Consider the following 25057-nt stretch of genomic DNA (forward strand, 5'->3'; position numbering starts at 1 on the left):
CAGTTGGTGGCAATTACATCAGGTAGCGCTTGTTGTAGGAGTCGCAGCTGCCGATCACGCCGCCTTGCTGGGCTGCAACACCTGCCGCCAGCACGCCGTTCCTTTGCACCACGTAGAACTCTTCGCAGCCGAAACCGCCGGTGATGCGGTGGGCCGCATAACGCATAGGCTGACGGTCACCGGTGCCGCGGTCGAGATGCAATTCGCGGATCACGTTATAGTTGACCGGTTCACGGATGGTCAGACGGCCATCATCGCCCAGCACCATGACGTAGTTGCCAGTGGCGCGGCCGCCGGTTTCCGAGGTCCAGCGCCAGGTATTGCTGGCCGTATAGACCACGAAGTTGCCATCGTCTTGTTGCACGGCATAATTGCCGCCCTTGCCGGTCGAGAAACCGGTCGGCTGGGTGCCGCCTGGTTGCTGTGCGTACAGCACCAGGTTGCCATCCGTTTGCATCGCCAGCATGTAGTTCTTGTTGATCGACTGGATATTCTGGCCCGAATTCAGTCGTACGCCAGCGCGCATGACGTTCGGGCCCAGGGTGACAACGGCTTGTGCCGATGCTGCCTGGCTGGCTGCAAAGCCGGCCAGCACTGCGCCTAATACGAAAAGCTTTTTCATTGATTTCCTCTGTAGTGTCGAAGTGGAACCAGCGTTTTTTGCTTGTAAGGTAATAAAAAAGCACGATTAGCAAAAAACCATAATTAGTCTACAGACAAAATCTTTGTGGAAACTCACGAAAAGTAACAGTGCGCAGGTGACACTAAATTACTTGATTGCGGTCGAAATGCGGGTTCACGATCAGGCACAGCAGATTGCCAAACGGGTCGGCCAGCTCCACGGTTTTAATGTTGTCGCCGACGTCCTGGATCGGGTGATGCAGCGTTGCGCCCAGGGCGGTGATGCGTGCGACTTCGGCCTCAATATCGTCGACGCCCCAGTAGACCATGCTGCCCGCCGTGGCTGGCTGGCCGTCAGGGATCAGGCCCAGCTCAAAGCCGCCGATGTTGAAGCCGACGTAAAACGGCTGGTCGAAATAGGGCTGGGTATTGAACACCTGGGCGTACCACGCCTTGGCGGCAGCCAGGTCGGTGACTGGATAGGCGGCGGTGCGTAAGCCTTTGATCATGCGATGTCTCCTGTGAGGGGGTAAAAACCCCATCTTGGCACATCGGGCGGACGCTTAATTGGAAAAATGGAATCGCTCCGGCGCGCTGCCGGCGAACTCCTGGAAATCGTGGATCAGGTGCGACTGGTCGAAATAGCCGCACTCCTGTGCCAACTGGGCCCAGTCCGGTCCCGCGCCGGCGCCCAGCGCCGCTGTCGCGCGCCGGAAGCGGCAGATGCGCGCGTATAGCTTGGGCGACAGCCCGACATGGGTGCGGAACTGTGCCGCCAGATGCTGGCGCGACACCTGCAGCTGCGCGGCCAGCTGCTCGACGCGTAGCGCACCAGCGCTGGCTTCCAGCGCCCGCAGCGCCTGCTGGACCAGCGCCGGGTTGCCGTTTCCGGCGGCGCTGTCCAGCCGTAGGCGGCGCAGCAACTCCCGTTCAATCAGCGCCAGCCGCGCACGCTCGGGTGCTGTGCTGTTCCAGAGCGCGTCGGCCAGGCGCCCGGCAGCGCTGCGGCCCCACAGCAAGTCGAGCTCCGCGCGCTGATCGGTCAACGCGTGCAGTGGCATCGCCAGGAACGGGCCTGCCATGCCCGGCTTGAAGCGCACCGCCAGTGTCCGTACCGGCCGCTCGCTGGCCACCAGGATGGCGGAACGCATCATGCCGACCGCAAATCCGGGCTGGCCGCTGTCCTGCCACAGGATATCCACGCAATTATCGGGCAGCACGCGGTGCGTATGCGCCCACGCGGGCGCCTGTGCGGCCCAGACGCAGTCAACATGGGCGGCCAGCGACGGGTGGGGAGGATATTCGCGATAGTGCATCTGAGCAGTATGCCACGGCGGTAGCCGCATAGAAACGGCTGGAATGGTCATCTTCGGGGCTTGCGCGCTCAGCAGGGGAATGAAACGGTATAATGTCCGGTTCATATTCACTAATTGGCCGTCACCGATCATGCAAGATAAATATAGTCCCGCCGACGTAGAAAAAGCCGCTCAATCCCACTGGAAGGCGATCGACGCCTACAAAGCCGTCGAGAACGACCCGCGCTTCCCGAAAGGCAAGTACTACGCCTGCTCCATGCTGCCTTACCCATCGGGCAAGCTGCACATGGGCCACGTGCGCAACTATACGATCAATGACGTGATGTACCGCTATCTGCGCATGAACGGCTACAACGTGCTGATGCCAATGGGCTGGGACGCGTTTGGCATGCCGGCGGAAAATGCGGCAATGGCCAACAATGTGCCGCCCGCACAGTGGACCTATTCCAACATCGCCCACATGCGCTCGCAGATGGAGCTGATGGGCCTGGCCATCGACTGGTCGCGCGAAATGACCGCGTGCAAGCCGGAATACTACAAGTGGAACCAGTGGATGTTCCTGAAGATGCTGGAAAAAGGCATCATCTACAAAAAAACCGGTACCGTGAACTGGGATCCGATCGACCAGACCGTGCTGGCCAACGAGCAGGTCATCGACGGCAAGGGCTGGCGTTCGGGCGCGGTCATCGAGAAGCGTGAAATTCCGATGTACTACGCGCGCATCACCGACTATGCGGAAGAACTGCTGGAGCATGTTGACAGCAAGCTGCCAGGCTGGCCTGAGCGCGTGCGCATCATGCAATCGAACTGGATCGGCAAATCGACCGGCGTGCGTTTCGCGTTCCCGCACGAGATCAAGGACGCCGACGGCGCGCTGATCGGCGACGGCAAGATGTACGTGTTCACCACCCGTCCGGACACCGTGATGGGCGTGACCTTCTGCGCCGTGGCGGCAGAACACCCGCTGGCCGTGCTGGCCGCGCAAACCAATCCGGCACTGGCCGCCTTCAACGCCGAGTGCAAACTGGGCTCGGTGATTGAAGCCGACATGGCGACCATGGAGAAAAAGGGCATGCCGACCGGCCTGTTCGTCACCCATCCGCTGACCGGCGCGCAAGTCGAAGTCTGGGTCGGCAACTACGTGCTGATGACCTACGGCGACGGCGCCGTGATGGGCGTGCCGGCGCACGACGAGCGCGATTTCGCCTTCGCCAAAAAATACAATCTGCCGATCAGGCAAGTCATCACCACGGCGGACGCGCCGGAATATTCGACCGACGCCTGGCAGGAATGGTACGGCGACAAGGAAGTCTCGATCGTCACCAATTCCGGCAAATACGACGGCCTGCGCTACGCCGAAGCGGTGGACGCTGTCGCCGCCGACATGGCTGCCAAGGGCCTGGGCGAGAAGAAGATCACCTTCCGTCTGCGCGACTGGGGCATCTCGCGCCAGCGCTACTGGGGCACGCCGATCCCGATGATCAACTGTGCCGATTGCGGCTCGGTGCCGGTGCCTGAAAAAGATCTGCCGGTGGTGCTGCCGGAAGACTGCGTACCGGACGGCAGCGGCAATCCGCTGAACAAGTACGAAGCGTTCCTGAAGTGCGATTGCCCGCAGTGCGGCAAGCCGGCCCGCCGCGAAACCGACACCATGGATACCTTCGTCGATTCGTCGTGGTACTACATGCGCTATACCTCGCCGAACTCGAACGATGCGATGGTCGACAGCCGCAACGACTACTGGATGCCGATGGACCAGTACATCGGCGGTATCGAACACGCCGTGCTGCACCTGCTGTACGCACGCTTCTGGACCAAGGTGATGCGCGACTTCGGCCTGGTCAAGTTTGACGAGCCATTCACCAACCTGCTGACCCAGGGCATGGTGCTGAACGAGACCTACTACCGCGAAGACGCCGCCGGCAAGAAGACCTGGTTCAATCCAGCCGACGTCGATCTGACGGTGGACGACAAGGGCCGTCCGCAAGGCGCGGTGCTGAAGGATGACGGCCAGGCCGTCAACATCGGCGGCACCGAGAAGATGTCGAAGTCGAAGAACAACGGGATCGACCCGCAAGCGCAGATCGAACAATACGGCGCCGACACCGCGCGCCTGTTCACCATGTTCGCCTCGCCGCCAGAGCAAACGCTGGAATGGTCGGGCAGCGGTGTGGAAGGCGCGAACCGCTTCCTGCGCCGCGTGTGGGCATTCGGCTACGCACAGCGTGAAGCGATTGCCGCCGCCGGCGCACCGCTGACGGCAGCTGCCACCACCGACGCGGGCAAGACCCTGCGCCGCGAAGTGCACAAGGTGCTGCAGCAGGCCGACTACGACGTCAAACGCATCCAGTACAACACCGTGGTGTCGGCCTGCATGAAGATGCTGAACACGCTGGAATCGGCCAAGGATGTGGAAGCGGCCGTGGTCTCGGAAGGCTACGCGATCTTCCTGCGCCTGCTGAACCCTGTCGCACCGCACATCACCCACGTGCTGTGGAAAGAGCTGGGCTATGCGGGCGACATCCTGGACGCCGCCTGGCCGCAGGTTGATCCGGCTGCGCTGGAGCAGTCCGAGATCGAGATGATGATTCAGGTGAACGGCAAGCTGCGTGGCAGCGTGGTGGTGCCGAAGAGCGCCGACAAGGCGGCCATCGAAGCAGCTGCACTGGCGAATGAAGCGGTGCAGAAGTTCATCGAGGGCACGCCGAAGAAGGTGATCGTCGTGCCGGGCAAGCTGGTCAACATCGTCGTTTAATCGGAATCCTCATGGCGACTACTTCGAAGTTCTTCCGTCGCGGCGCGCTGTACGCGGCAGTTCTGGCCGCGTCGCTGACGGTGTCGGCGTGCGGCTTCCATCTGCGCGGTGAGGGCGGCCACTACACGCTGCCATTCCCGACCATGTATGTGGGGCTGCCGGAGTCGTCGCCGCTGGCGATTGATTTGAAGCGCAACATCCGCGCCAACGGCGGCACCACCGTGGTCAGCTCCGCCAAGGATGCGGATGGCGTGATCGAGGTCTTGTCCAATCCGGAGAAGACCAAGAGCAAGACCATTCTGTCGCTGAACAGCAATGGCCGTGTGCGCCAGTATCTGCTGACGTACAACATTGTGTTCCGCGTGCTGGACAAGCAGGGCGCTGAGCTGCTGGGACCGACGCAGCTGATGCTGACGCGTCCTATCGACTTTAACGAAACCCAGCTGCTGGCAAAAGAGCAGGAAGAGGCGCTGCTCTACAAGGACATGCAGACCGACCTGGTACAGCAGATGATGCGCCGCATCGCTGCCGTCAAGACGGCAGGCGTGTCGCTGCCGCCGCCAGGCCCTGCGGCGGCCGGCCCGCAGCCATCGGGGCAGCCGTCGACACTGCCGCCGGCCGTGCCGATTCAGTAAAGGCGCGCGATGCAATTACGGTTGGAAGCGCTGGATGGCCATTTAACGAAATCGCTGTCGCAGCTGTACGTCATCACCAGCGACGAGCATTTGCTGGCGCTGGAAGCCGCGGACAAAATCCGCAAGACGGCGCGCGCGCAAGGCTATTCCGAGCGCGATGTGCTGACCGTGGAGCGCAGCTTCAAATGGGGCGAGCTGCTGGCGGCCAATCAGGCGCTGTCGCTGTTTGGTGACAAGAAGCTCATCGAGCTGCGCATCCCGACCGGCAAGCCGGGCAAGGATGGCGGCGCGGCGCTGCAAAATTATGTAAAGGATCTGAGTCCGGACAACCTGACTTTGATCACGCTGCCCAAGCTGGACTGGCAGACGCAGAAGGCGGCCTGGGTCGCCAGTCTGCAACAAGCGGCGGTGTATATCGACATCCCGCAGGTGGAACGGGCGCATTTGCCCAATTGGATAGGCCAGCGCCTTGCCGCACAAGGGCAGAGCGCGGACCGGCAGAGCATTGATTTCATCGCGGACCGCGTGGAAGGCAATCTGCTTGCGGCCCATCAGGAGATTCAAAAACTGGCTTTGCTGCACGAGCCGGGCAAGCTGACCTACGAGCAGGTGCACGACGCGGTGCTGAATGTGGCGCGCTACGATGTGTTCAAGCTCAGTGAAGCGATGCTGGCAGGTGATCCGGCGCGTCTGGTACGCATGCTGGAAGGCCTGAAAGGCGAGGGCGAAGCGCTGCCGCTGGTGCTGTGGGCGGTGTCGGACGAAATCCGCACGCTGCTCAAGCTCAAGTCGGGCATGGCGCAAGGCCGGCCTCTGGGTGCGCTGCTCAAGGAGCACCGCATCTGGGGACCCAAGGAACGCATGATGGACCCGGCGCTGCGCCGCATTTCGCTGCCAACGCTGGAAGCGGCAATGAAGGACGCCGCGCAAGTGGACAAGATGATCAAGGGTCTGCGCGCGAAAGCGCATGCAGGCGACGCATGGGACGCCATGCTGCAATTGGCGTTGAAAGTCGCCCGCGGCTGACCCGCTCGAACGGGACAACGATGGACATCAATCAGTATATGGAACAACTGGGCCGGCAGGCGCGCAAGGCTTCGCGCGCCATGGCCCGTGCCGATAGCGCACAGCGCAACCGCGCGCTGACGCTGATCGCCGACGCAATTGAACGCGACGCCGATGCACTGCGCACCGCGAACAAGCTGGATATGGATGCCGCTGCCGCCAACGGCCTGGCGCCGGCCATGCTGGACCGGCTGGCGCTGTCGGACAAGGCCATCGCCACCATGGTGGAAGGCCTGCGCCAGATCGTCGCATTGCCGGATCCGATCGGAGAAATCTCCGGCCTGAAATTCCGCCCGACCGGCATCCAGGTTGGCCAGATGCGCGTGCCGCTGGGCGTGATCGGTATTATTTACGAGTCGCGCCCCAACGTGACGGTGGACGCGGCGGGGCTGTGCATCAAGAGCGGCAACGCCACCATCCTGCGCGGCGGCTCGGAAGCGATCCATTGCAATCGCGCGCTGGCCAGGCTGGTCAAGGAAGGCCTGGCTGGCGCTGGCCTGCCGGAAGAGGGCGTGCAGGTCGTCGAGACCACCGACCGCGCTGCCGTCGGCGCACTGATTACGATGCCGCAGTATGTGGACGTGATCGTGCCGCGTGGCGGCAAGGGCCTGATTGCACGCCTGATGGAAGAGGCGACAGTACCGATGATTAAGCATCTGGACGGCATCTGCCACGTCTACATCGACAGCAAGGCCGATATAAAAAAGGCGCTGGACATTGCGTTCAACGCCAAGTGCCACCGCTATGGCACCTGCAACACGATGGAGACGCTGCTGGTGGCGCGCGCGATTGCGCCGGCCGTGCTGCCGCAACTGGCCACGCTGTACGCAAGCAAGCAGGTCGAACTGCGCGCCGACGCGGAAGCAAAAGCCATTCTCGCCGCCGCCGGCTACCCGCATCTGGCCGATGCGACGGAAGAAGACTGGTCGACGGAATACCTGGCGGCGATCCTGTCGGTCAAGCTGGTCGCCGACATGGACGAGGCGATGGAGCACATCAACACCTACTCGTCCAAGCACACGGAGTCCATCATCACCGAGGACCACTCGGCCGCGATGCGCTTTTTGCGCGAGGTGGATTCGGCATCGGTGATGGTCAACGCCTCGACGCGTTTTGCGGACGGTTTTGAATATGGCCTGGGTGCGGAAATCGGCATCTCCAACGACAAGCTGCACGCACGCGGCCCGGTTGGACTGGAAGGCCTGACGTCGTTGAAATACGTGGTATTCGGCCACGGGGAAGTACGAAACTAAGGAGCGTTATGCTGTATCTCTGGATCAAAGCACTGCACATCTTCTTCGTCATCGCCTGGATGGCCGGCGTGTTCTACCTGCCGCGCATCTTCGTCAACCTGGCGATGGAGACCGATAAAAACACCACCGCGCGCCTGCTGCTCATGGCGCGCAAGCTGTACCGGTTTTCGATGTGGCTGTCGGTGTTTGCCGTGGTGTTTGGCGCGATCCTGGTGTATCTGGCATACGGCGCGCACATGCCGGGCTGGCTGCACGCCAAGCTGACATTGGTGGTGCTGGTGATCGGTTACCACCATGCCTGCGGCGGCATCCTGAAAAAATTTGAGCGTGGTGAAAACCAGCGTAGCCACAAATGGTTCCGCGTGTTTAACGAGCTGCCGGTGTTTGCGATGCTGGCGATTGTGCTGCTGGTGGTGGTGAAACCTTTCTGATCGGATTGGCATGAGCAAAGTTTGCCAGTATTTTTTCGCGGCCCATTCGCCCTGGGCTTACCTGGGGCATCAACGTTTGCTGGCCATGGCAGGCAAGCATGGCGTGCAGCTTGACATCAAGCCCTGCGATCTGGGCAAGGTGTTTGGCGTGTCGGGCGGCGTGCCGCTCGCCAAACGCGCGCCGCAGCGCCAGGCGTACCGGCTGGTGGAGCTGGCGCGCTGGTCCGAGTATCTGGGCATTCCGCTGAAACCGCAGCCGCAGTTTTTCCCGGTGTCGCCGGAACTGGCCAACAAGCTGATTGTGGCGGCGCGCTTTGCGCATGGCACGGACGTGGCCATGGCGCTGGCCGGCGCGATCATGCGCGGCTTGTGGGCCGAGGATAAGAATATCGCCGACGAGGCAACGCTGCTGCAGATCGCCGGCGGCTGCGACCTGGATGGCCGTGCGCTGCTGCAGGCGGCGGAAACCGCCGGCGTGCAGGCAGAGTACGACAGCAACACGGAGGATGCGAATGCGCTCAGCGTATTCGGTTCGCCGTGGTATGTGCTGGATGGAGAAAGCTTCTGGGGCCAGGATCGTCTGGACTTCCTGGAGCGGGCAATGAGCAATGCAATAAGCAGGTAAGCAGCGCCGCGCTCGCGGGGGCGGCGCGCTATTTTTTTAACGGACAAAAGGTACACCTATGGCATCCTTCTTTTGCCCATGCCCACGCGGCATGGAGTCGGCGCTGGCCGAAGAACTGCGCGAAATCGCACAACAAAGCACCACCATGAAGGTGCACAACGAGGTACCGGGCGGCGTGCACGCTTCCGGCGACCTCACGGATTCCTACCGCATCAACCTGCACTCGCGCATTGCGTCGCGCGTGTTGATGCGTATGGCCGCTGGCGGCTACAAGAACGAGAACGATATCTACGACCTGACCCTGGCGCAGCCATGGGAAGAGTGGTTCGGCTATGACCACACCATCCGCGTCGATCTGACGGCGGTGAAGTCGCCACTGAAAAGCCTGGAGTTCACCACGCTGAAGATCAAGGACGCAATCTGCGACCGCTTCCTCGATCAATATAAAAAGCGTCCTTCGGTGGATACCAAGGAACCGGACATGCGTATCTTCGGCTTCGTCGACGCGCACCAGTTCATCGTGTATCTGGATACCTCGGGCGAGGCGCTGTTCAAGCGCGGCTGGCGTACCGAGACCGGCGATGCGCCGCTGCGCGAGAATCTGGCTGCGGGCCTGCTGCGCGTTGCGGGCTGGAAGCCGGGCATGCCGCTGTTCGACCCGATGTGCGGCTCCGGCACCATCCTGTGCGAAGCCGCGCAGATGGTGCAGGGCGTGCCGCCGGGTGCGCGCCGCAGTTTCGCGTTCGAAAAGTTCCATGACTTTGACCCGCAGCCATGGCAGGACATGAAAGCGGCCATCAAGCCGAATCCGCTGCCGTCCGAGCCGACCATTTTCGGTTCCGATATTTCGGGCGACATGGTGGCGATGGCGCGCCACAATCTGCGCAGCGCCGGCATTCTGTTCGATGTGCCGTTGAAGCAGATCGAGGCGCAGCAGATCCAGGCGCCGACCGAGCAGCCGGGCATTCTGCTGACAAATCCACCGTACGGCGAGCGTATCGGCGTGCGTGGCGACAGCACCATGCCGCAGGATGAACTGGCCAACAGCTTCTATGCCGAGTTGAGCTCGACGCTGAAGCAGCGCTTTGCCGGCTGGACGGTGTATCTGTTCACGGCGGACCTGGGCGTGCCCAAGCTGCTGCGTTTGAAAGAGTCGCGCAAGACCCCGTTCTTCAACGGTGCGCTGGAATGCCGTTTGTTCCGCTTCGACATGGTGGCCGGCTTCAACCGCCGTGAAGCCGCCAAACCAAAAGACGCTTAACCCCGCAGGGCCACAAAAGGGTCTGACCCCGTACGGGGTCAGACCCGGTGCTTGCATCGCGGTGTGGGGTGAAAGCATGCGCCGAAAGGAAAACGATTTATGCTGCCGACACCTCCCGCCAATCTGCCCGACCAGGACACCATCGAAGACGTTCCGCCTCCGGAACCGCCACACCGCAAACCCCTGACCGCCGCCGCGCTGGCCGTCATGCTGGCCGGCCTGTCGATGATCGGTCCATTCTCGATCGACGCCTATCTGCCGGCCTTCCCGAATATCCAGGCGACGCTCCACGCCACGCCGCTGGAAGTGCAGCAAAGCCTGACCTTTTACATGCTGGCCTTTGCCGGCATGGTGCTGTGGCACGGTGCGATATCGGACGCCTTCGGCCGCCGCAATGTGATCCTGGTCTCGCTGGCCATGTTCGCCATCGGCACGCTGGGCTGCGCTGCCGCGCACACGGTCCACTATCTGTGGGTGTTCCGCATCATGCAGGGCGTGTCGGCCGGCGCCGGCGTGGTGGTGGGCCGCGCCATCATCCGCGACCTGTATGCCGACGCCGAGGCCGCGCGCCTGCTGTCGCTGGTGACCATGATCTTCTCCATCGCGCCCGCCGTGGCGCCGATACTGGGCGGCTGGATCGTCACGCTGTTCGACTGGCGCGCGATTTTCCTGTCGCTGCTGGCCTACAGCACGCTGCTGTTCATCTTCTGCTACCGGCGCCTGCCGGAGACGCTGCCGCCGGAAAAACGCCATCCGTTCAACCCGCGCTTCCTGGCGCGTAACTACGGCGAGATCCTGCGCTCGCCGCTGTTCCACTTCAAGACGGGCGTGGTGGCGCTGAACTTCGCCGGCCTGTTCATCTACATCTCGGCGGCACCCGTGTTCCTGCCGCAGGAGCTGCATCTGGGGGCGTCGCAATTCGGCTGGCTGTTCATTCCATCGGTGGGCGGAATCTTCCTCGGCGCGCTGGCGGCCAACCGCATTGCCGGAAAAATGACATTTTCGCGACAGATTGGCATTGGCTTCTGCTTCCTGCTGACGGCGTCCGCCATCAACGTGATTTACCACCTGTTCCTGCCGCCTGCGCTGCCCTGGACGGTGGCGCCGATGTTGATTTACACCTTCGGCATGTCGGTGGTCGCACCCGGGGCGACCTTGCTGGCACTGGATTTGTTCCCGCACATCCGTGGCACGGTGGCGTCCTGCCAGTCGTTCGCGGTGACGCTGCTGGGGGCGATTGTGGCCGGGGTGATTGCACCGGTTCTATCACATTCGGCGCTGTGGTTAGCCGCAGCACAGATGGCCTTTAGTGCCTCTGCTCTCGCTTTATGGTTGACGTCGCGCCATTACCGGCGCATATTATCGCGCTAATTAGGTCGATAAACATTAACGGCAGGAAATGCACTTAGTTTAGAAAGAAATTTTTCCCGCTGTTAAGTTTGTATCAGACTTTATGATAATATAATTTTTTAAGGCAATGTTTCCTGGCCTCGAATCGGTCTGGAGACCGCATAAAACCTAACGTTGGTGGAATCTTGTCGTTGAATTCCGCCCCCTGATCGATGTCTACTGGCGGCAATGCTTGATACGATGCATCAACAATCTGACCATGATATTCGTAATCGGCTGCTGATTGCCCGTCTGCCGGCCATGCCGCAGATACTCATCAAGCTGATCGAGCACTTGCAAGCCGACGACGCCGGCATGCCGGAGCTGGCCGCCCTCATCGCCAAGGATGCGGCGATGACCAGCAAGATCCTCACCGTTGCCAATAGCTCGGCCTATCACCGCAACCAGCGGACGGTGGGCCTGGAGCAGTCGCTGGTGTCGCTGGGCACCGACATGATCAAGACGCTGGTCATCAGCGAATCGGTTTTTCAAACGTTTAACAGCTTCCCCCATTCCGGCAGCACCGACCTGCGCGGCTTCTGGAAAGGCTCGCTGACCACGGCCGTCATCGCGCGCGACATCGCCAAGCAGATGGAGTATCCGCACGTCGAGGAGGCCTACCTGGCCGGCCTGCTGCACAACGTCGGCCGGCTGGCCCTGCTGGCGACGGCGCCCAAGGAATATGCCTTCAACTTCACCGCGCGCGATGATGAAGACCTGTGCGCGGTCGAGCAGCGCACGCTGCAAATCACCCACTCGGAAGCGGGCGCCTGGCTCATCGAACGCTGGAACCTGGATTCCTTCCTGGCCGACAGCGTGCTGTATCACCATGAGCCGATCACCCGTCTGGAAGCGGCGCATCCGCTGATCCGCATGGTGCGCCTGGCGCATCTGCTGTGCTGCCACGAAGACCAGGAGCAGGCCATCGCCGAATCGGCGCGCCTGTGCAACCTGGATAGCGACAAGCTGGAACTGATCATTAAGAACGCCGCGCGCCAAGTGGAGAAGTCGGCCAATTACCTGGGCATCGACCTGGCTGGCGCCGACGACATCGTGCCGCCTGCGGCGTATGCGCCGCCGGTGGTCGATCCGGTGCAGCAGCGCCTGTCGGAAGAAGTGCGCAACATCATGCTGGTGTCCGAGATGGGCCAGACCTTCGCGCGTCAGCATGGCGAAGCAGGACTGCTGGAAGCCATCACGCGTTCGGCGCGCATCCTGTTTGATTTTGAAAACGCCGTGCTGCTGCTGGAGAATCCCACCGGCCACGCGCTGCACGGCATGGCCACGGGCGACAATCAGCAGCGCCTCTCGGAGTTCGTCATTCCGCTCAATAAGGGCGGCCCGGTGGCGCAGTCGGCGCTGGAACGCAAGCTGGCCTATGTGAGCCGCGAAGGCAACGCGCACAACGTCTCGGAAGAGCAGCTGTTCCGCATCCTCGGCAGCGACAGCATGGTGTGTCTGCCGCTGGTGGCCAACCAGCGCTGCCTCGGTGTGCTGATCGGCGGTGCGCCGGCCTGGCAGATGCCGCATCTGCAAAAGCGCGAACGCTTCCTGCTGTCGTTTGGCACCCAGGCCGCAGCGTCGCTGGAAACCGCGATCAGTGAACGCGGCCACGCCAAGCGCCAGATCGCGCATGTGGCGGAGGAATACCGCGAAGCCTCGCGCCGCGTGGTGCATGAGGTGAACAACCCGCTGTCCATCATCAAGAATTACCTGTCGGTCCTCGACAGCAAGCTGGCGCGGCGTGAGCCGGTGGTCGGTGAAATGTCGATCCTGAACGAAGAGATCGACCGCGTCGGCCAGTTGATTAACGGCCTGGCCGACCTGCAACCGACCGAAAGCGCGCGCACCACCGATGTCGGCAAGGTGGTCGATGATGTGCTGCGCCTGTTCCGCGCCACCGACTTTGTGCCGGCCTCGGTGCAGATCGTGGTCCGCATGCAGGAGGAACCGGCCGAAATCGACGGCGATGCCGACATGCTCAAGCAAATCCTGGTCAACCTGATCAAGAACGCCATCGAGGCATTGACCGACGGCGGCAAGATCGAGATTTCGAATCGCGGCCACGTCAACCGCGAGCGCAAGCTGTATCTGGAACTGGTGGTCAGCGACACCGGTCCGGGTCTGTCGGCCGACGTACTGGCCAACCTGTTCTCTCCTGTCCGCAGCAGTAAGGAAGGCGCCAATCACGGGCTGGGACTGTCCATCGTCCACAGCCTGGTCAAGAAAATGCAAGGCCTGATTACCTGCCGTTCCGGCAAAACGGGTACTACGTTTGAAATCCTGCTGCCCGCCAAGGGCAGTAACAGCCAAATCACCGGCGTGCAAACCCGGGTGATGGATTCCGTTTAAGGCCATGATGAACCTGAACCCTGTCGACCTCGCCCCCGTCGAACCTTTAAGCTCTGATAACCGCCCCCGCCTGCTGCTGGTAGACGATGAACCGCGACTGCTGTCATCGTTGTACGAACTGCTGCGCGACCGCGACTACCATCTGGTGACCGCCACCTGCGGCAGCGAAGCGCTGGCCCAGCTGACCAAACTGAAATTCGATCTGATCCTGCTGGACCTGCGGCTGCCGGACATGAGCGGCCACGAGATCATGGATTACATCAACGCCCGCGAGATCGATGGCGATGTGATCGTGATGAGCGGCGACGTCGGTATCGAAGCGGCAATCGGTGCGCTCAAGCGCGGCGCCTACGATTACCTGCGCAAGCCGTACAGCCGCGAGGAGCTGCTCAAGACCGTCGAGAATGCGCTGCAAAAGCGCCGCCTGGCGATCGACAACGAGCGCATCGCGTCCAAGCTGGAAAACTCGGAAAAGATGTACCGCTATCTGGTGGATTCGTCGCCGGACATCATCTACACGCTGAACCACGAAGGCAAGTTCACGTTCGTGAACGACCGTGTGCAGCAACTGCTGGGCTTTACCCGTGAAGAGCTGATCGGCCGCCACTACTCGCTGCTGGTGCATGACGAAGACCAGGAGCGCGCGCGCTACGCCTTCAACGAACGCCGCGTCGATGAACGCGCCTCGCGCAACGTCGAACTGCGCCTCAAGTGCAATACCGGCGGCGGCATCGAGCGCACCTTCAACAACACGCTGATGACGATTTCGCTCAACGCGATCGGCATGCACATCCCGGATCACGAAGTGAAGACGCGCGAGTTCTTCGGCACCTATGGTGTGGCGCGCGACATCACCGACCGCAAGCGCGCGGAAGAGGTGATCTCCTACCAGGCTTACCACGACATCCTGACCGACCTGCCGAACCGCATGCTGTTCAAGGACCGCCTGGGCCTGGCCGTGATCCAGGCCAAGCGCAAGCTGACCGAATTGGCGGTGATGTTTGTGGACCTGGACCGCTTCAAGCTGGTCAACGACACGCTGGGCCATGTCAAGGGCGACGAACTGCTGCAGCAGGCCGCGCAGCGTCTTAAGGATTGCCTGCGTCGCGGCGATACGCTGGCGCGCCAGGGCGGCGATGAATTCACCATCGTGCTGCCGGAGCTGCGCGACCGCCAGGATGCGAAAGCCATCGCCGACAAATTTCTCGAAAGCCTGCAACGTCCGTTCGATCTGGATGGCCATGAGGTGCATATCTCGGCCTCGATCGGCATTGCGATTTATCCGGGCGACGGCGAGACCATCGACGAGCTGCTGCGCCATGCGGACATCGCCATGTACCAGGTGAAGGCGCTGGGCAAGAATGGCCACAGCTTCTATCACAACTCGATGCTCGACGTGTCGCACCAGAAGATCGCGCTGGAGCAGGCACTGCGCAAGGCGCTGGAACTCAACGAACTGGAAATGTACTACCAGCCGCAACTTGATGTGGCCACGGGCCGCATCATCGGCGCTGAAGGCCTGATGCGCTGGAACCATCCGCAGCGCGGCCTGCTGTCGGCCGGCGAGTTCCTGCCGTTCGCCGAAGAGAATGGCCTGATGCTGCCGATCTCCGACTGGATGCTGGGCGCGTTGTGCCGCGACCTGCTGCAGTGGAATGCGGCGGGCGGCGAAGCGATCCGTCTGTCGCTGAACCTGTCGCCGCAATATCTGGACCGCGGCGACTTCTTCGAGAAGATGCGCGGCGCGCTGACGCGCTACGGTATTTCGCCGGCGCAGATTGAAGTGGAGATCACCGAGAACATCTGCATCCGTAATCCGCAGTATGCAATCGAACAGCTCAACAAGTTGTGCCAGCTGGGCGTGTCGGTGGCGATAGACGATTTCGGTACCGGCTATTCCTCGCTGGCCTATCTGCACCGCTTCCCGATCCACACCATCAAGATCGACCAGTCCTTCGTCAAGGAGATCCACGACGAGAACGGCCACTATCCAGTGATTCTGGCGATCATCTCCATCGCGCGCGGCCTGGGCCTGCACCTGGTGGCGGAAGGCGTGGAGACGGAGATACAGGAGCGCTACCTGGAAGCCAACGGCTGCACCACGATGCAGGGCTATTTTTACCATCGCCCGATTTCGCTGGCCAGCTTCATCGATGTGCTTCAAGAGCAGAACCGCCGGTCGTCGCCATCGGTCGCAGTGCTGCATGCGGTGCCAAGTGCCGCTGAACACCCACCGGCGATGATTGCGATTCAAGCCTGATGAGAAAGCATGACGAAATACAGTCCCAACGAAGCCGACGCCAACAACGGCAGCACTTATACCGCTGAATTCCTGCGCGTCAAGGGACTGGCAGAACGTGGCGTGGCCAATGCCCAGCATAGTCTGGGCTTTATGTATTTCAACGGGCAGGGTGTCGCGCAGAGCTATGAGCTGGCCGTGGTGTGGTATCGCCAAGCCGCGCAGTCGGGCCTGGAGCACGCACAGTACAACCTGGGCGTGATGTACCAGAAGGGCCAGGGCGTCGAGCAGAATTTCGAAGAGGCGGCCGCCTGGTATCGCCTCGCTGCGGAACAGGGCTATGCGGCCGCGCAGTACAACCTGGGCTGGCTGTACGCCAAAGGCCAGGGCGTGGCCAACGACACGCAGCAAGCCATGCACTGGTTCAGCAAGGCCGCCGAACAGGGCGACGCTGGCGCGCAAAACAACCTCGGCATGATGTACGACACCGGCAAGGGTGTGCCGCAGGACTTCAAGCAAGCCATCTTCTGGTACCGCAAGGCGGCGGAGCAGGGTTATGCGCGCGCCCAGTTCAACCTCGGCCTGCGCTACGACAATGGCCAGGGCGTGCCGCAGGATGTCGGCCAGGCCATGTCGTGGTACCGCAAGGCGGCCGACCAGGGCTACGCGCCGGCGCAGTTCAACCTGGCGCTGCGCTTCGACAAGGGCGACGGCATTGCGCAGGATGCGCAGAAGGCCATCCTGTGGTATCGCCGCGCGGCGGAGCAGGATCACGCGAGCTCGCAGTTCAACCTGGGCCTGATCTACGATAACGGCCAGGGCGTGCCTCGCGATGAGCAGAAGGCGCTGGACTGGTACCGCAAGGCGGCCGAGCAGGGACACGCAGCAGCGCAGAACAATCTGGGCCTGCGCTATGACCATGGCCAGGGAGTCGAGCAGGATTACGAGCAGGCGCAGTTCTGGTACCGCAAGGCGGCGGAGCAGGGCTTCCCGGGGGCGCAATACCATCTGGGTCTGCTGTATGACGCCGGCCACGGCGTGGTGGTCGATCATCAGGAAGCGATTTTCTGGTACCGCAAGGCGGCCGACCAGGGCCATCTGCGTGCGCAGTTCGACCTGGGCCTGCGCTATGAAACGGGACGCGGTGTGCCGCAGGATTATCGCAAGGCCATGGGCTGGTATCGCCGCGCGGCCGAGCAGGATTATGTGGCGGCCCAGTATGCGCTTGGCCTGCTGTTCGATAATGATGACGGTCCTCAGCCGGACTGCAACCAGGCCAACCACTGGTACCGCAAGGCGGCCGACCAGGGCCACACGCAGGCGCAGTTCGCGCTGGGGCTGCGCTACGACAATGGCCTGGGCGTGCAGCGTGATTACGCGCAGGCGCACCAGTGGTATCTGCAGGCGGCCAGCCAGGGGCATGTGCGCGCGCAGTTCAACCTGGGCCTGATGTACCTGAGTGGCCAGGGCGTGCCGGCCGACGCCAGCCAGGCCTGGCTGTGGCTGGCGATGTCGGAGCGCGCGGGCTATGCGGCCGCCGCGCGCTATCTGAAAAATGCCGCCGGCCGCATGGACCCGGCCCAGCTGGCGCAGGTGCGCGAGCGCATGGAAATGCTGCCGGGCTAGTTCAAGTTTCCGTCTGGAATTGCCGATATAAGGTCGACAAGCGTAATTCCGCGCTTGGGATGACGGCCGCCCATGCAAATCACCACCAATATCCTGTCTTTGAATGCTCAGCGCAGTCTGACGCGCTCGAGCGAGGATTTGGCCGTCCATCTGCAGCGCATATCGAGCGGCACGCGCATCAATTCGGCGCGCGATGACGCGGCGGGGCAGGCGGTAAGTTCGCGCATGACGGCGGAGATCAATGGCCTGCGGCGCGCGAATCAAAATATCAATGATGGCATTTCGCTTATCCAGGTGGCGGATGGCGCGGCGGGAGAGCTCAACGCCAATTACCAGCGCATGCGCGAACTGGCGGTGCAGGCGGCCAATGACACCAACAGCAAGATCGACCGCAAGTCCATCCAGCAGGAGGTGGACGCGCTGGTGGCGGCCAACGCGGACATCGTCGATGGCGCGCGCTTCAACCGCCAGAAGCTGCTGGATGGCGGCTTCTCGCAGCAGTTGCAGGTGGGCGCGGATGCGGGGCAGGTGCTGCAGGTGACGATACCGCAGGCGGTGATTCAGGCCCATTATTCCGACAGCCTGGTGGACATGGCGCCGCAGCAGTCCACTGCAGTCGGCACGGCGGTGCTGGGGGCGCTGAATTATGGCGACCTCGCGGTCAACAACACGGCAGTGGGCGCCACCACGGCGGGCGCGCAGGCGGGCCAGAATGCCGCCAGTGCCTATGCGGTGGCAGCAGCGGTCAATGCCGCCAATATTGCCGGCATCTCCGCCACGGCCACCACCACCATCAGCGGCGATGTAGGGGCGACGGGCGCGCTGCCGAATGCGGCGTTCTCGGTCAACGGTGTGACTGTGGGGCCAATCGGCGGTGCCACGGCGGCGGCGCGCGCGGCCAGTGCGGCGGCGGCCATCAGCGCGACCACGGGCAGCAGTGGCGTCAGCGCCAGCGCCAGTGGCGGCACGTTGACGCTGACGGCGGCGGATGGGCGCGACATCATGTTGTCCGAGGCGGCCGGCGGCAGCCTTGGCTCGCTGGGACTGCCGGCCGGCAGCATCAAGGGCAGCGTGACGGTGAGCGAGGCGCCGCGGCCGCTGCCCCATAGCATGCGTATCGCCGGCGCGAATCCGGCGCAGGCGGGCCTGGTGGCCGGCGCCAGTTCTTCCGTGTCGATTGGTCCGCCCGATATGCAGATCAGGCCGACCTACACTGCGGGCGAGCCAGCCATGGACCTGTCCACGCACAGCGGCGCCAGCGACGCGCTGGACTACCTCGATGGCAAGCTGGATCTCGTGAACAGCATCCGCGCGCAACTGGGCGCGATCAACAACCGCCTGACGGCGGCGGCCGGCAACGCCACCAGCGAGGCCGATAACCTGACCGCCGCGCGCTCACGTATCCTGGACGCGGACTATGCAACGGAGACCGCCCAGCTCACGCGCGCCAACATCCTGCGCCAGGCCGGCGTCTCCATCGTCGCGCAGGCCAACGCGCTGCCGCAACAGGCGCTGATGCTACTGCGTTAGCCGCCAGCGCGACCGTCACTGCTTTCGCAACCGCCACCTCAGCGTAGTGACCAGCAGTGTATTTCCATCAATGCTTGCGTGTTAATCTTGTCGCTTATATATTCCCCTCACGATTAAATGGTCGCGCACCCACAAGGGATGGACTCATGAATGCCAGTTTTCGCACAGCTTGTGCCGTGCTGTTGATGTCAGGCTGGCTGTCCATGGGATATGCGCAGACTGTGCCCGAGTCGACAGGCCAGGAGTCCTTGAGCAGGGTAGAGGTGTCGGCCAAGGCGGATGCTGATGAACGCCCCTATCAGCGTTTTGTGAAGGCCATGGAGTTGTTTGATGCCGAGCGCCCGGCGTTGGCGCCGCAGTCCAACTTGCGCTTTCACCTGGATGCCAAGCGTCGTTCAGCGCGGGTTGATGCACTCAAGCTGACGCTGACCGGCACCACGGTGCGCATCCCGGTTGCGCTGACGCCGGAGCATTTCTTCACCGTCGAGCGCAACGAACTGGCGCTGCGCGAGGACGCCACCGTACGCAGCAACCGTAAGGAAGACAGCTTTAACTGGAGCGTCGATGTGCGCACGCCGGGGCTGCCGGCCAATACCCGGCGGCTGGGCGACTTGCGCCTGCAATGCCGGGTGGAGCTGCTGGCGGCCAATTTGGGGCGGCGTATTTTCAGTCCTTTGTATTACGCGCAGACGGCAGCGGGCGCGGATCCCTGCACTTTCCGCAATCTCACCATACTGGCGATGGGCGATGAGCCCATCTTTACCGTGACGCTGGTGGACGGGGCGCGGCGCCAGGTACTGCCTGTCAGCAGCCTGTATGGCGGTTCGCTGCCCGCCTGGGTGAAAGCCCTGGTCGGCGATTGGCCTGGCCGTGACCGGGTCTATGAACTCCCGTTGTGGGATGCCAGCTGGCCGCACGACACCTTGGTCGAGCTGGAGCCGATGCGCGCGGCGCCTACGTCGGCGCCGGTCACGGAAGCCGAGCCGCCGCCCGCAGCTGAAGCGTTGCAGTCAGTGACGCGCGCGGATCTGGCGCGCTGGCTGATTGAAGGCCAGACCCACGCCACCGTCTTGCAGGGCGTGTTTGGCAGTCCCGAGGTCGTCCAGTTTGCCAACGGCGATGCGTCCTGGGTGTTTCGCAGTGAGACCGGCAGCGGCAAGCTTTTATCTCTGATTCCGATTGTAGGTACGTTGCTCAAGCCCGAGCGCACACTCAAGGAGCTGCACGTCCTGGTGGGGGCGGATGGCACGGTCAGGCAATACCGTTTGGAGGAGATGGTGCTGCGGTTGTAGTGCGGCGTATTACGTCAGTCAGACCATAGGAAGAGAAGATGAAATTAGCCCTGTCCGAACAGCAGCAACAGGAGATGCGCCATGCGTACTATGACGGCGCCCCTGGCATCCTGGTCTCCGGCCTCGTTTGGAGTAGCGCAGCCTTGGTGTGCCATCTGCTTGGGATACGCCAGGCGGTATGGACGCTGCTGATCGGCGGTGTACTGATTTATCCATTGAGCGTTGTCGTGAGCAAGGTGTTGCGGCGCCCCGCCAAGACAGACCAAGGCAATGCGCTGAACCAGCTGGTGATGGCGTCGACGGTATGGCTCATCCTGTGCTGCGCCATGGCGTATGGATTGGTCGTCTTCATGCCGAAACTGTTTTTCCCCGCGATGCTGGCCGCGATTGGCGGCCGCTACCTGGTCTTTGCGAGCATTTACGGCAGACCGGTTTACTGGGTGATGGGGGCGACGCTGATTGTCGCCGCCAATGGCGTGCTATTCCTGGCGATTCCGCCCGTGGTTGCCGCCGCACTCGGTGGACTGATTGAGATTGTATTTGCGGTCCTGGTGTTTTCAAACGCCGCCAGGCCCGCAAACTGAACTCACATTGCAGTAACGCCAGGGGCAGATACATGACCCACCTGATAGCGCCGCACTGTGACTGTCTGGCCGGCGTGCGCAGCTTCCGCTGCCGCTGCTGAGCGCCACAGGTTCAAGCGTGTAACTGTCCAGGTCACCGGCTCAAATGCCACCACCACCGCCAGTGCGCCATGCGCCAATGCCTGCTGCGCCGCCGCCTGTTCTTGTTCGCGCAGTTGTGCCAGCGCGCTGTAAGGCGCAATCGCTGCGCTGCTGATCGTGGCGTGCTGCGCCTGCCGTACATCGGCGGTGACGCTGGCGTGCCACGGCGTCCAGGTGTTGACGGACGGCCAGCCGAAGGCTTGCGACACGCCGGCAAACGCAGGGCCGTTGAGGAAGCCGTGCATGGCTTCCTCGTCGCGCCACAGGTAGAACGGGGCGTAGGCATGCTCGGGATCTTCTGCGTGCAGATAGGCCTTGAAGACCAGGCCGGGCAGGTTGTCCAGCAGCGGACCTTTGGTGGCGATGCGCTCGCGGATCGCCGCCATGTCGTAATCGGCCGGCAGTACAAAGCGGTACTGCATCGCGATCATGATGTCCTCATCAGCGAAGCCGCCGGATGGCCGCCGCCAAACGACCATTCATCGCCCTGCGAAGTGGAGATCACCACCATCACATCGCGCGGGTTCAGGCCGGGCGATTCGGCCAGGATCGCCACCAGGTGACGGTAGAAGGCCTGCTTCACCTCCGTCGTGCGCGGCTTGCCGGCGGTGATGGTGATGAGCACAAAGTCGTCCGAGCGCGGGCCGTCGGGGCTTTCGTAGTTGCGGTCGAAAATCAGCTCGTGCGGTTCGTGCTGGTGGATCAGCTGGAAGCGGTCGTTCTTCGGCACGTTGAACGCTTCTTCCATGGCGCGCTGCAGACCATCGGCCAGCGCACGCAGATATTCGGGCGACTTACCTTTCAATACAGAGATGCGGCTCATAGGCATGATGACTCCTCCAATTGTTTAAGTATGTTGATCGCGGAGGCCGCAGTCGGCCAGCCGGAATAAAACGCCAGATGCGTGATGAGCTCAACCAGCTCATCGCGCGTGACACCATTATCACGCGCCCGCTGCAAATGAAAGGGCAATTGCTCCAGCCGGTACAACGCCACCAGCGCCGACACGGTGGCCAGACTGCGCTCGCGCGGCGACAGGCCGGGCCGTTGCCAGATATCGCCAAACAACACCTCATCGGTGAGCTGCGCCAGCTTGGGGGCGACCCCGTCCATTCCATGTGCTGCCATTTCACGCTCCTGTTGGATTGACAGCGTCAGAATACCGGCCTATCTTATTCCTGAAAATCAGGAATATTTTGATAAACAGTTCGAAAAAACGGGATGGTCATGCGGCGCATTACTTTTGATCTGGATGTCCTGCGCACCTTTGTCACTGGCGTGGACATGGGCAGCTTTGCCAAGGCTTCGGACCGGCTGGGGCGCTCCACCTCGGCCGTCAGCGCACAGCTGAAAAAACTCGAGGACCAGCTGGGCATGCCGGTGCTGCGCAAAGAAGGGCGCGGCATGGTGACCACGCCAGCCGGTGAATCGCTGCTAGGCTACGCGCGCCGCCTGCTGGAGCTGAACGATGAAGCCGCCAACGCCGTGCGCGGCGCCGAGCTGGCGGGCAGCGTGCGGCTTGGGATCCAGCAGGATTTCGGCGAGCAGATGCTGACCGAGGTACTGGGCCGCTTTACGCGCGTGCATCCGCAGGTGCGCATTGAGGCGCGCGTGGCGCGCAATTCGGAATTGATGGATCAGCTGGGCGGCGGCCGCCTGGACCTGGCGCTGACCTGGGATAACGGCATGCCGGCCGCGCATGCGGTGGATGTCGGCCGCCAGGCGATGCGCTGGATCGGTCCGGTGGATGCGTCGCGGCTGGCGCTGGAGGGCGGCACGCACCAACCGTTGCCGCTGGTGATGATGGATGCGCCCTGCATCATGCGCAGCGCCGCCACGCGCGCGCTGGACCAGGCCGGCATCCCGTGGCGGATTGCATTCACCAGCCCCGGCTTGTCGGGCGTGTGGGCGGCGGCGGCGGCCGGACTTGGCGTCACGGTACGCACCGCCATCGGTCTGCCGCCGTCATTGTGCGTACTCGATATGCCGGGTCTGCCGCCGCTGCCGGACGTAGGCCTGCGCCTGCTGCGCGCCGAGGCGGAGCTGAACCCGCCGGCCCAGCGCCTGCATGACATCGTGCTGCAGGCCTTGAAGTCGCTCTAACCGCCGCTGGTTTGCTTGAGGGTGATTATTGGAGAGATTGTCGGCCGCACAAATCTATAGAATTCGCCCTTAGATTTTTGCCTTGAGGCAATTTTTGCATTTCACTAGGGGGAAAAAATGAAAATCATCCACACCACGCAGTTGCTGGCAGCAGCACTGGCCATTTCGGCATTGGCTGGTTGCGCGACCGAGAGCTCGCAGGCGGTCGCGGTGGCCACCACGGCAAGCGCAGCGAAACCGTATGTCGGTCCACGTTCGCTGATCGCCGTCGGCAAGTTCGACAACCGTTCCAGCTTCATGCGTGGCATTTTCTCCGATGGCGTCGACCGTCTGGGCAGCCAGGCCAAAACCATTCTGATCTCGCATCTGCAGCAGACCAACCGCTTCAACGTGCTGGACCGCGACAACCTGAGCGAGATGAAGCAGGAAGCCGGCTTCAAGCAGCAAAGCCAGCAGATCAAGGGCGCCGATTTCATCGTGACCGGCGACGTGACGGAATTCGGCCGCAAGGAAGTGGGCGACCATCAGCTGTTCGGCTTGGCCGGCCGCGGCAAGACGCAGGTAGCGTATGCCAAAGTCACGCTGAACGTGGTCAATATCGCCACCTCGGAAGTGGTGTATTCGGCTGCAGGCGCGGGTGAGTACAGCCTGTCCAACCGCGAAGTGCTGGGCTTTGGCGGCACCGCCAGCTATGACGCGACGCTCAATGGCAAAGTGCTGGACCTGGCCATGCGCGAAGCCGTGGACAAACTGGTGGCCGGCGTCGAAGCCGGTGCACTGAACGTCCGTGCACAGTGAGGGCGGCGATGCAGATCAATCTCATGAAACGCGTTTGCCTGCCGCTGGCGCTGGCTGGCGCAGCACTGCTGACCGGCTGTGCCGGACCGAAGACCATGTATGGCTGGGATGGCTACCAGCCGCAGGTGTACCAGCATTTCAAGGGCGAGAGCCCGGACCAGCAGATCGCTGAAATGGAAGTCTCGCTGCAAAAGATCAGCGCCAAGGGCGTTCCGGTGCCGCCTGGCTTCCATGCCCACCTGGGCATGCTGTATTCCATCGTTGGCAAACAGGACCAGATGGCCGCGCAGTTCGAGGACGAGAAAAAACTGTTCCCGGAATCGACCGCCTATATGGATTTCCTGCTGGCGAAAGTAAAGAACGGGGAAAAATTATGATCAAGCGTATGCTGAAACTGGCCGCCTGCGTGGCGCCGATGGTGTTGGTGGTTGGCTGTGCTTCCAACAAGGCTGCCCAATATGACTACACGGCGTTCAAGGCTGCCAAGCCACGTTCCATTCTGGTGCTGCCGCCGCTGAACAACTCGCCGGAAGTCAACGCCACCAATAGCGTGTATGCACAAGTGACCTATCCGCTGGCGGAAGCAGGCTACTACGTGCTGCCGGTGGCGCTGGTCAACGAAACCTTCAAGCAGAACGGCATGACCACCGCCGCGGATATCCACGCGCTGCCGCCAGCCAAGCTGCAGCAGATCTTCGGCGCCGATGCCGGGATGTACATCACCATCAACAAGTACGGCGCCACCTACACGGTGCTGAACAGCGTGATCGTGGTGGAAGCCGCAGCCAAGCTGGTGGACCTGAAAACCGGCACGGTGCTGTGGAGCGGCACGGCCAGCGCCAGCAACAACGAAGGCGGCAACAACGGCGGTGGCGGCCTGGTCGGCGCACTGGTGGCGGCGGCGGTCAAGCAGATCATCAACAGCACCACCGACCAGTCGCACCCGGTTGCTGGCGCGGCCAGCAACCGCCTGCTGTCGGCAGGCCTGAACAACGGCTTGCTGTATGGCCCACGTTCGGAAAACTACCAGAAGCAGTAAGC

At 62.4% G+C, this 25057-nt stretch carries 24 protein-coding genes; 18 read left to right on the forward strand and 6 right to left on the reverse strand.

The genetic code is table 11. The annotated features are described in order from the left end of the window. Positions 1–13: 13 nt before the first annotated feature. The 3 genes from GTP58_RS15460 to GTP58_RS15470 all read right to left on the reverse strand — a co-directional run bounded on the left by GTP58_RS15460 (position 14) and on the right by GTP58_RS15470 (position 2042). Complete coding sequence (locus GTP58_RS15460; protein ID WP_161078237.1) at positions 14–622, reverse strand: hypothetical protein; 609 nt, start codon at positions 620–622, stop codon at positions 14–16. 142 nt (positions 623–764) lie between these two features. Next, entirely contained in the window at positions 765–1130 is a 366-nt protein-coding gene (locus tag GTP58_RS15465) for a VOC family protein (RefSeq protein WP_161078238.1), read from the reverse strand. Between the two features lie 54 nt (positions 1131–1184). Continuing rightward, positions 1185–2042: a DUF6597 domain-containing transcriptional factor gene (locus tag GTP58_RS15470; protein WP_229215602.1), complete on the reverse strand. Its 858-nt coding sequence runs from the start codon at positions 2040–2042 to the stop codon at positions 1185–1187. Positions 2043–2067: 25 nt separating this feature from the next. Between GTP58_RS15470 and leuS the strand changes: the two genes are divergently transcribed. From leuS to GTP58_RS15540, 14 genes are all read left to right on the forward strand, one after another. Further along, a complete protein-coding gene (leuS, locus tag GTP58_RS15475) occupies positions 2068–4692 on the forward strand; it encodes a leucine--tRNA ligase (RefSeq protein WP_161078239.1) in 2625 nt (874 codons plus the stop codon). 11 nt (positions 4693–4703) lie between these two features. Further along, entirely contained in the window at positions 4704–5327 is a 624-nt protein-coding gene (gene lptE / locus GTP58_RS15480; RefSeq protein WP_161078240.1) for an LPS assembly lipoprotein LptE, read from the forward strand. A 9-nt stretch (positions 5328–5336) separates the two neighbouring features. Beyond that, positions 5337–6353, forward strand: a complete 1017-nt coding sequence (gene holA, locus GTP58_RS15485) for a DNA polymerase III subunit delta (protein WP_072785670.1) — start codon at positions 5337–5339, stop codon at positions 6351–6353. Between the two features lie 20 nt (positions 6354–6373). Continuing rightward, positions 6374–7645 carry a glutamate-5-semialdehyde dehydrogenase gene (locus GTP58_RS15490; RefSeq protein WP_161078241.1) on the forward strand — a complete coding sequence of 424 codons (1272 nt, stop codon included), beginning with the start codon at positions 6374–6376 and terminating at the stop codon, positions 7643–7645. Between the two features lie 8 nt (positions 7646–7653). Next, on the forward strand, positions 7654–8076 hold the full coding sequence (locus GTP58_RS15495; RefSeq protein WP_161078242.1) for a CopD family protein: 423 nt from the start codon (positions 7654–7656) through the stop codon (positions 8074–8076). A gap of 10 nt (positions 8077–8086) precedes the next feature. Further along, positions 8087–8701: a 2-hydroxychromene-2-carboxylate isomerase gene (locus GTP58_RS15500; RefSeq protein ID WP_161078243.1), complete on the forward strand. Its 615-nt coding sequence runs from the start codon at positions 8087–8089 to the stop codon at positions 8699–8701. Between the two features lie 58 nt (positions 8702–8759). Beyond that, complete coding sequence (locus tag GTP58_RS15505; RefSeq protein WP_373924752.1) at positions 8760–9962, forward strand: class I SAM-dependent RNA methyltransferase; 1203 nt, start codon at positions 8760–8762, stop codon at positions 9960–9962. A gap of 99 nt (positions 9963–10061) precedes the next feature. Continuing rightward, on the forward strand, positions 10062–11333 hold the full coding sequence (locus GTP58_RS15510; RefSeq protein ID WP_072785682.1) for a multidrug effflux MFS transporter: 1272 nt from the start codon (positions 10062–10064) through the stop codon (positions 11331–11333). A gap of 219 nt (positions 11334–11552) precedes the next feature. Further along, positions 11553–13703: an HDOD domain-containing protein gene (locus tag GTP58_RS15515; RefSeq protein WP_202413730.1), complete on the forward strand. Its 2151-nt coding sequence runs from the start codon at positions 11553–11555 to the stop codon at positions 13701–13703. 7 nt (positions 13704–13710) lie between these two features. Beyond that, positions 13711–15963: a bifunctional diguanylate cyclase/phosphodiesterase gene (locus GTP58_RS15520; protein WP_072786175.1), complete on the forward strand. Its 2253-nt coding sequence runs from the start codon at positions 13711–13713 to the stop codon at positions 15961–15963. A 9-nt stretch (positions 15964–15972) separates the two neighbouring features. Continuing rightward, entirely contained in the window at positions 15973–17568 is a 1596-nt protein-coding gene (locus GTP58_RS15525) for an SEL1-like repeat protein (RefSeq protein WP_161078244.1), read from the forward strand. A 72-nt stretch (positions 17569–17640) separates the two neighbouring features. After that, positions 17641–19098, forward strand: a complete 1458-nt coding sequence (locus GTP58_RS15530) for a flagellin (protein WP_161078245.1) — start codon at positions 17641–17643, stop codon at positions 19096–19098. A 248-nt stretch (positions 19099–19346) separates the two neighbouring features. Next, on the forward strand, positions 19347–20390 hold the full coding sequence (locus GTP58_RS15535) for a hypothetical protein (RefSeq protein ID WP_161078246.1): 1044 nt from the start codon (positions 19347–19349) through the stop codon (positions 20388–20390). A 38-nt stretch (positions 20391–20428) separates the two neighbouring features. Then, positions 20429–20974 (forward strand): hypothetical protein, encoded by a 546-nt coding sequence (locus GTP58_RS15540; RefSeq protein ID WP_161078247.1) that lies wholly within the window; start codon positions 20429–20431, stop codon positions 20972–20974. Between the two features lie 2 nt (positions 20975–20976). On the opposite strand, the gene GTP58_RS15545 is transcribed toward GTP58_RS15540, so the two are convergent. Genes GTP58_RS15545 through GTP58_RS15555 form a run of 3 tightly spaced genes read right to left on the reverse strand, consistent with a single transcriptional unit; the run spans position 20977 to position 22243 of the window. Continuing rightward, on the reverse strand, positions 20977–21546 hold the full coding sequence (locus GTP58_RS15545; RefSeq protein ID WP_161078248.1) for a DUF4865 family protein: 570 nt from the start codon (positions 21544–21546) through the stop codon (positions 20977–20979). Beyond that, complete coding sequence (locus GTP58_RS15550) at positions 21543–21938, reverse strand: tautomerase family protein (RefSeq protein ID WP_308937367.1); 396 nt, start codon at positions 21936–21938, stop codon at positions 21543–21545. The genes GTP58_RS15545 and GTP58_RS15550 overlap by 4 nt, the downstream gene beginning before the upstream one ends. Continuing rightward, positions 21935–22243, reverse strand: a complete 309-nt coding sequence (locus GTP58_RS15555; protein ID WP_072785696.1) for a carboxymuconolactone decarboxylase family protein — start codon at positions 22241–22243, stop codon at positions 21935–21937. The genes GTP58_RS15550 and GTP58_RS15555 overlap by 4 nt, the downstream gene beginning before the upstream one ends. 99 nt (positions 22244–22342) lie before the next feature. On the opposite strand from GTP58_RS15555, the gene GTP58_RS15560 reads away from it, so the two are divergent. From GTP58_RS15560 to GTP58_RS15575, 4 genes are all read left to right on the forward strand, one after another. Then, entirely contained in the window at positions 22343–23218 is an 876-nt protein-coding gene (locus GTP58_RS15560) for a LysR substrate-binding domain-containing protein (protein ID WP_161078250.1), read from the forward strand. Between the two features lie 117 nt (positions 23219–23335). After that, positions 23336–24016, forward strand: a complete 681-nt coding sequence (locus GTP58_RS15565) for a CsgG/HfaB family protein (RefSeq protein WP_072785698.1) — start codon at positions 23336–23338, stop codon at positions 24014–24016. Between the two features lie 23 nt (positions 24017–24039). Beyond that, entirely contained in the window at positions 24040–24393 is a 354-nt protein-coding gene (locus tag GTP58_RS15570) for a DUF4810 domain-containing protein (protein ID WP_229215603.1), read from the forward strand. Then, positions 24390–25055, forward strand: coding sequence for a DUF799 domain-containing protein (locus GTP58_RS15575; protein ID WP_161078252.1), 666 nt, complete (start codon positions 24390–24392; stop codon positions 25053–25055). The genes GTP58_RS15570 and GTP58_RS15575 overlap by 4 nt, the downstream gene beginning before the upstream one ends. Positions 25056–25057 lie beyond the last annotated feature (2 nt).

Origin of the sequence: Duganella sp. CY15W (assembly GCF_009857555.1) — a bacterium.
Classification (GTDB): domain Bacteria; phylum Pseudomonadota; class Gammaproteobacteria; order Burkholderiales; family Burkholderiaceae_D; genus Rugamonas; species Rugamonas sacchari.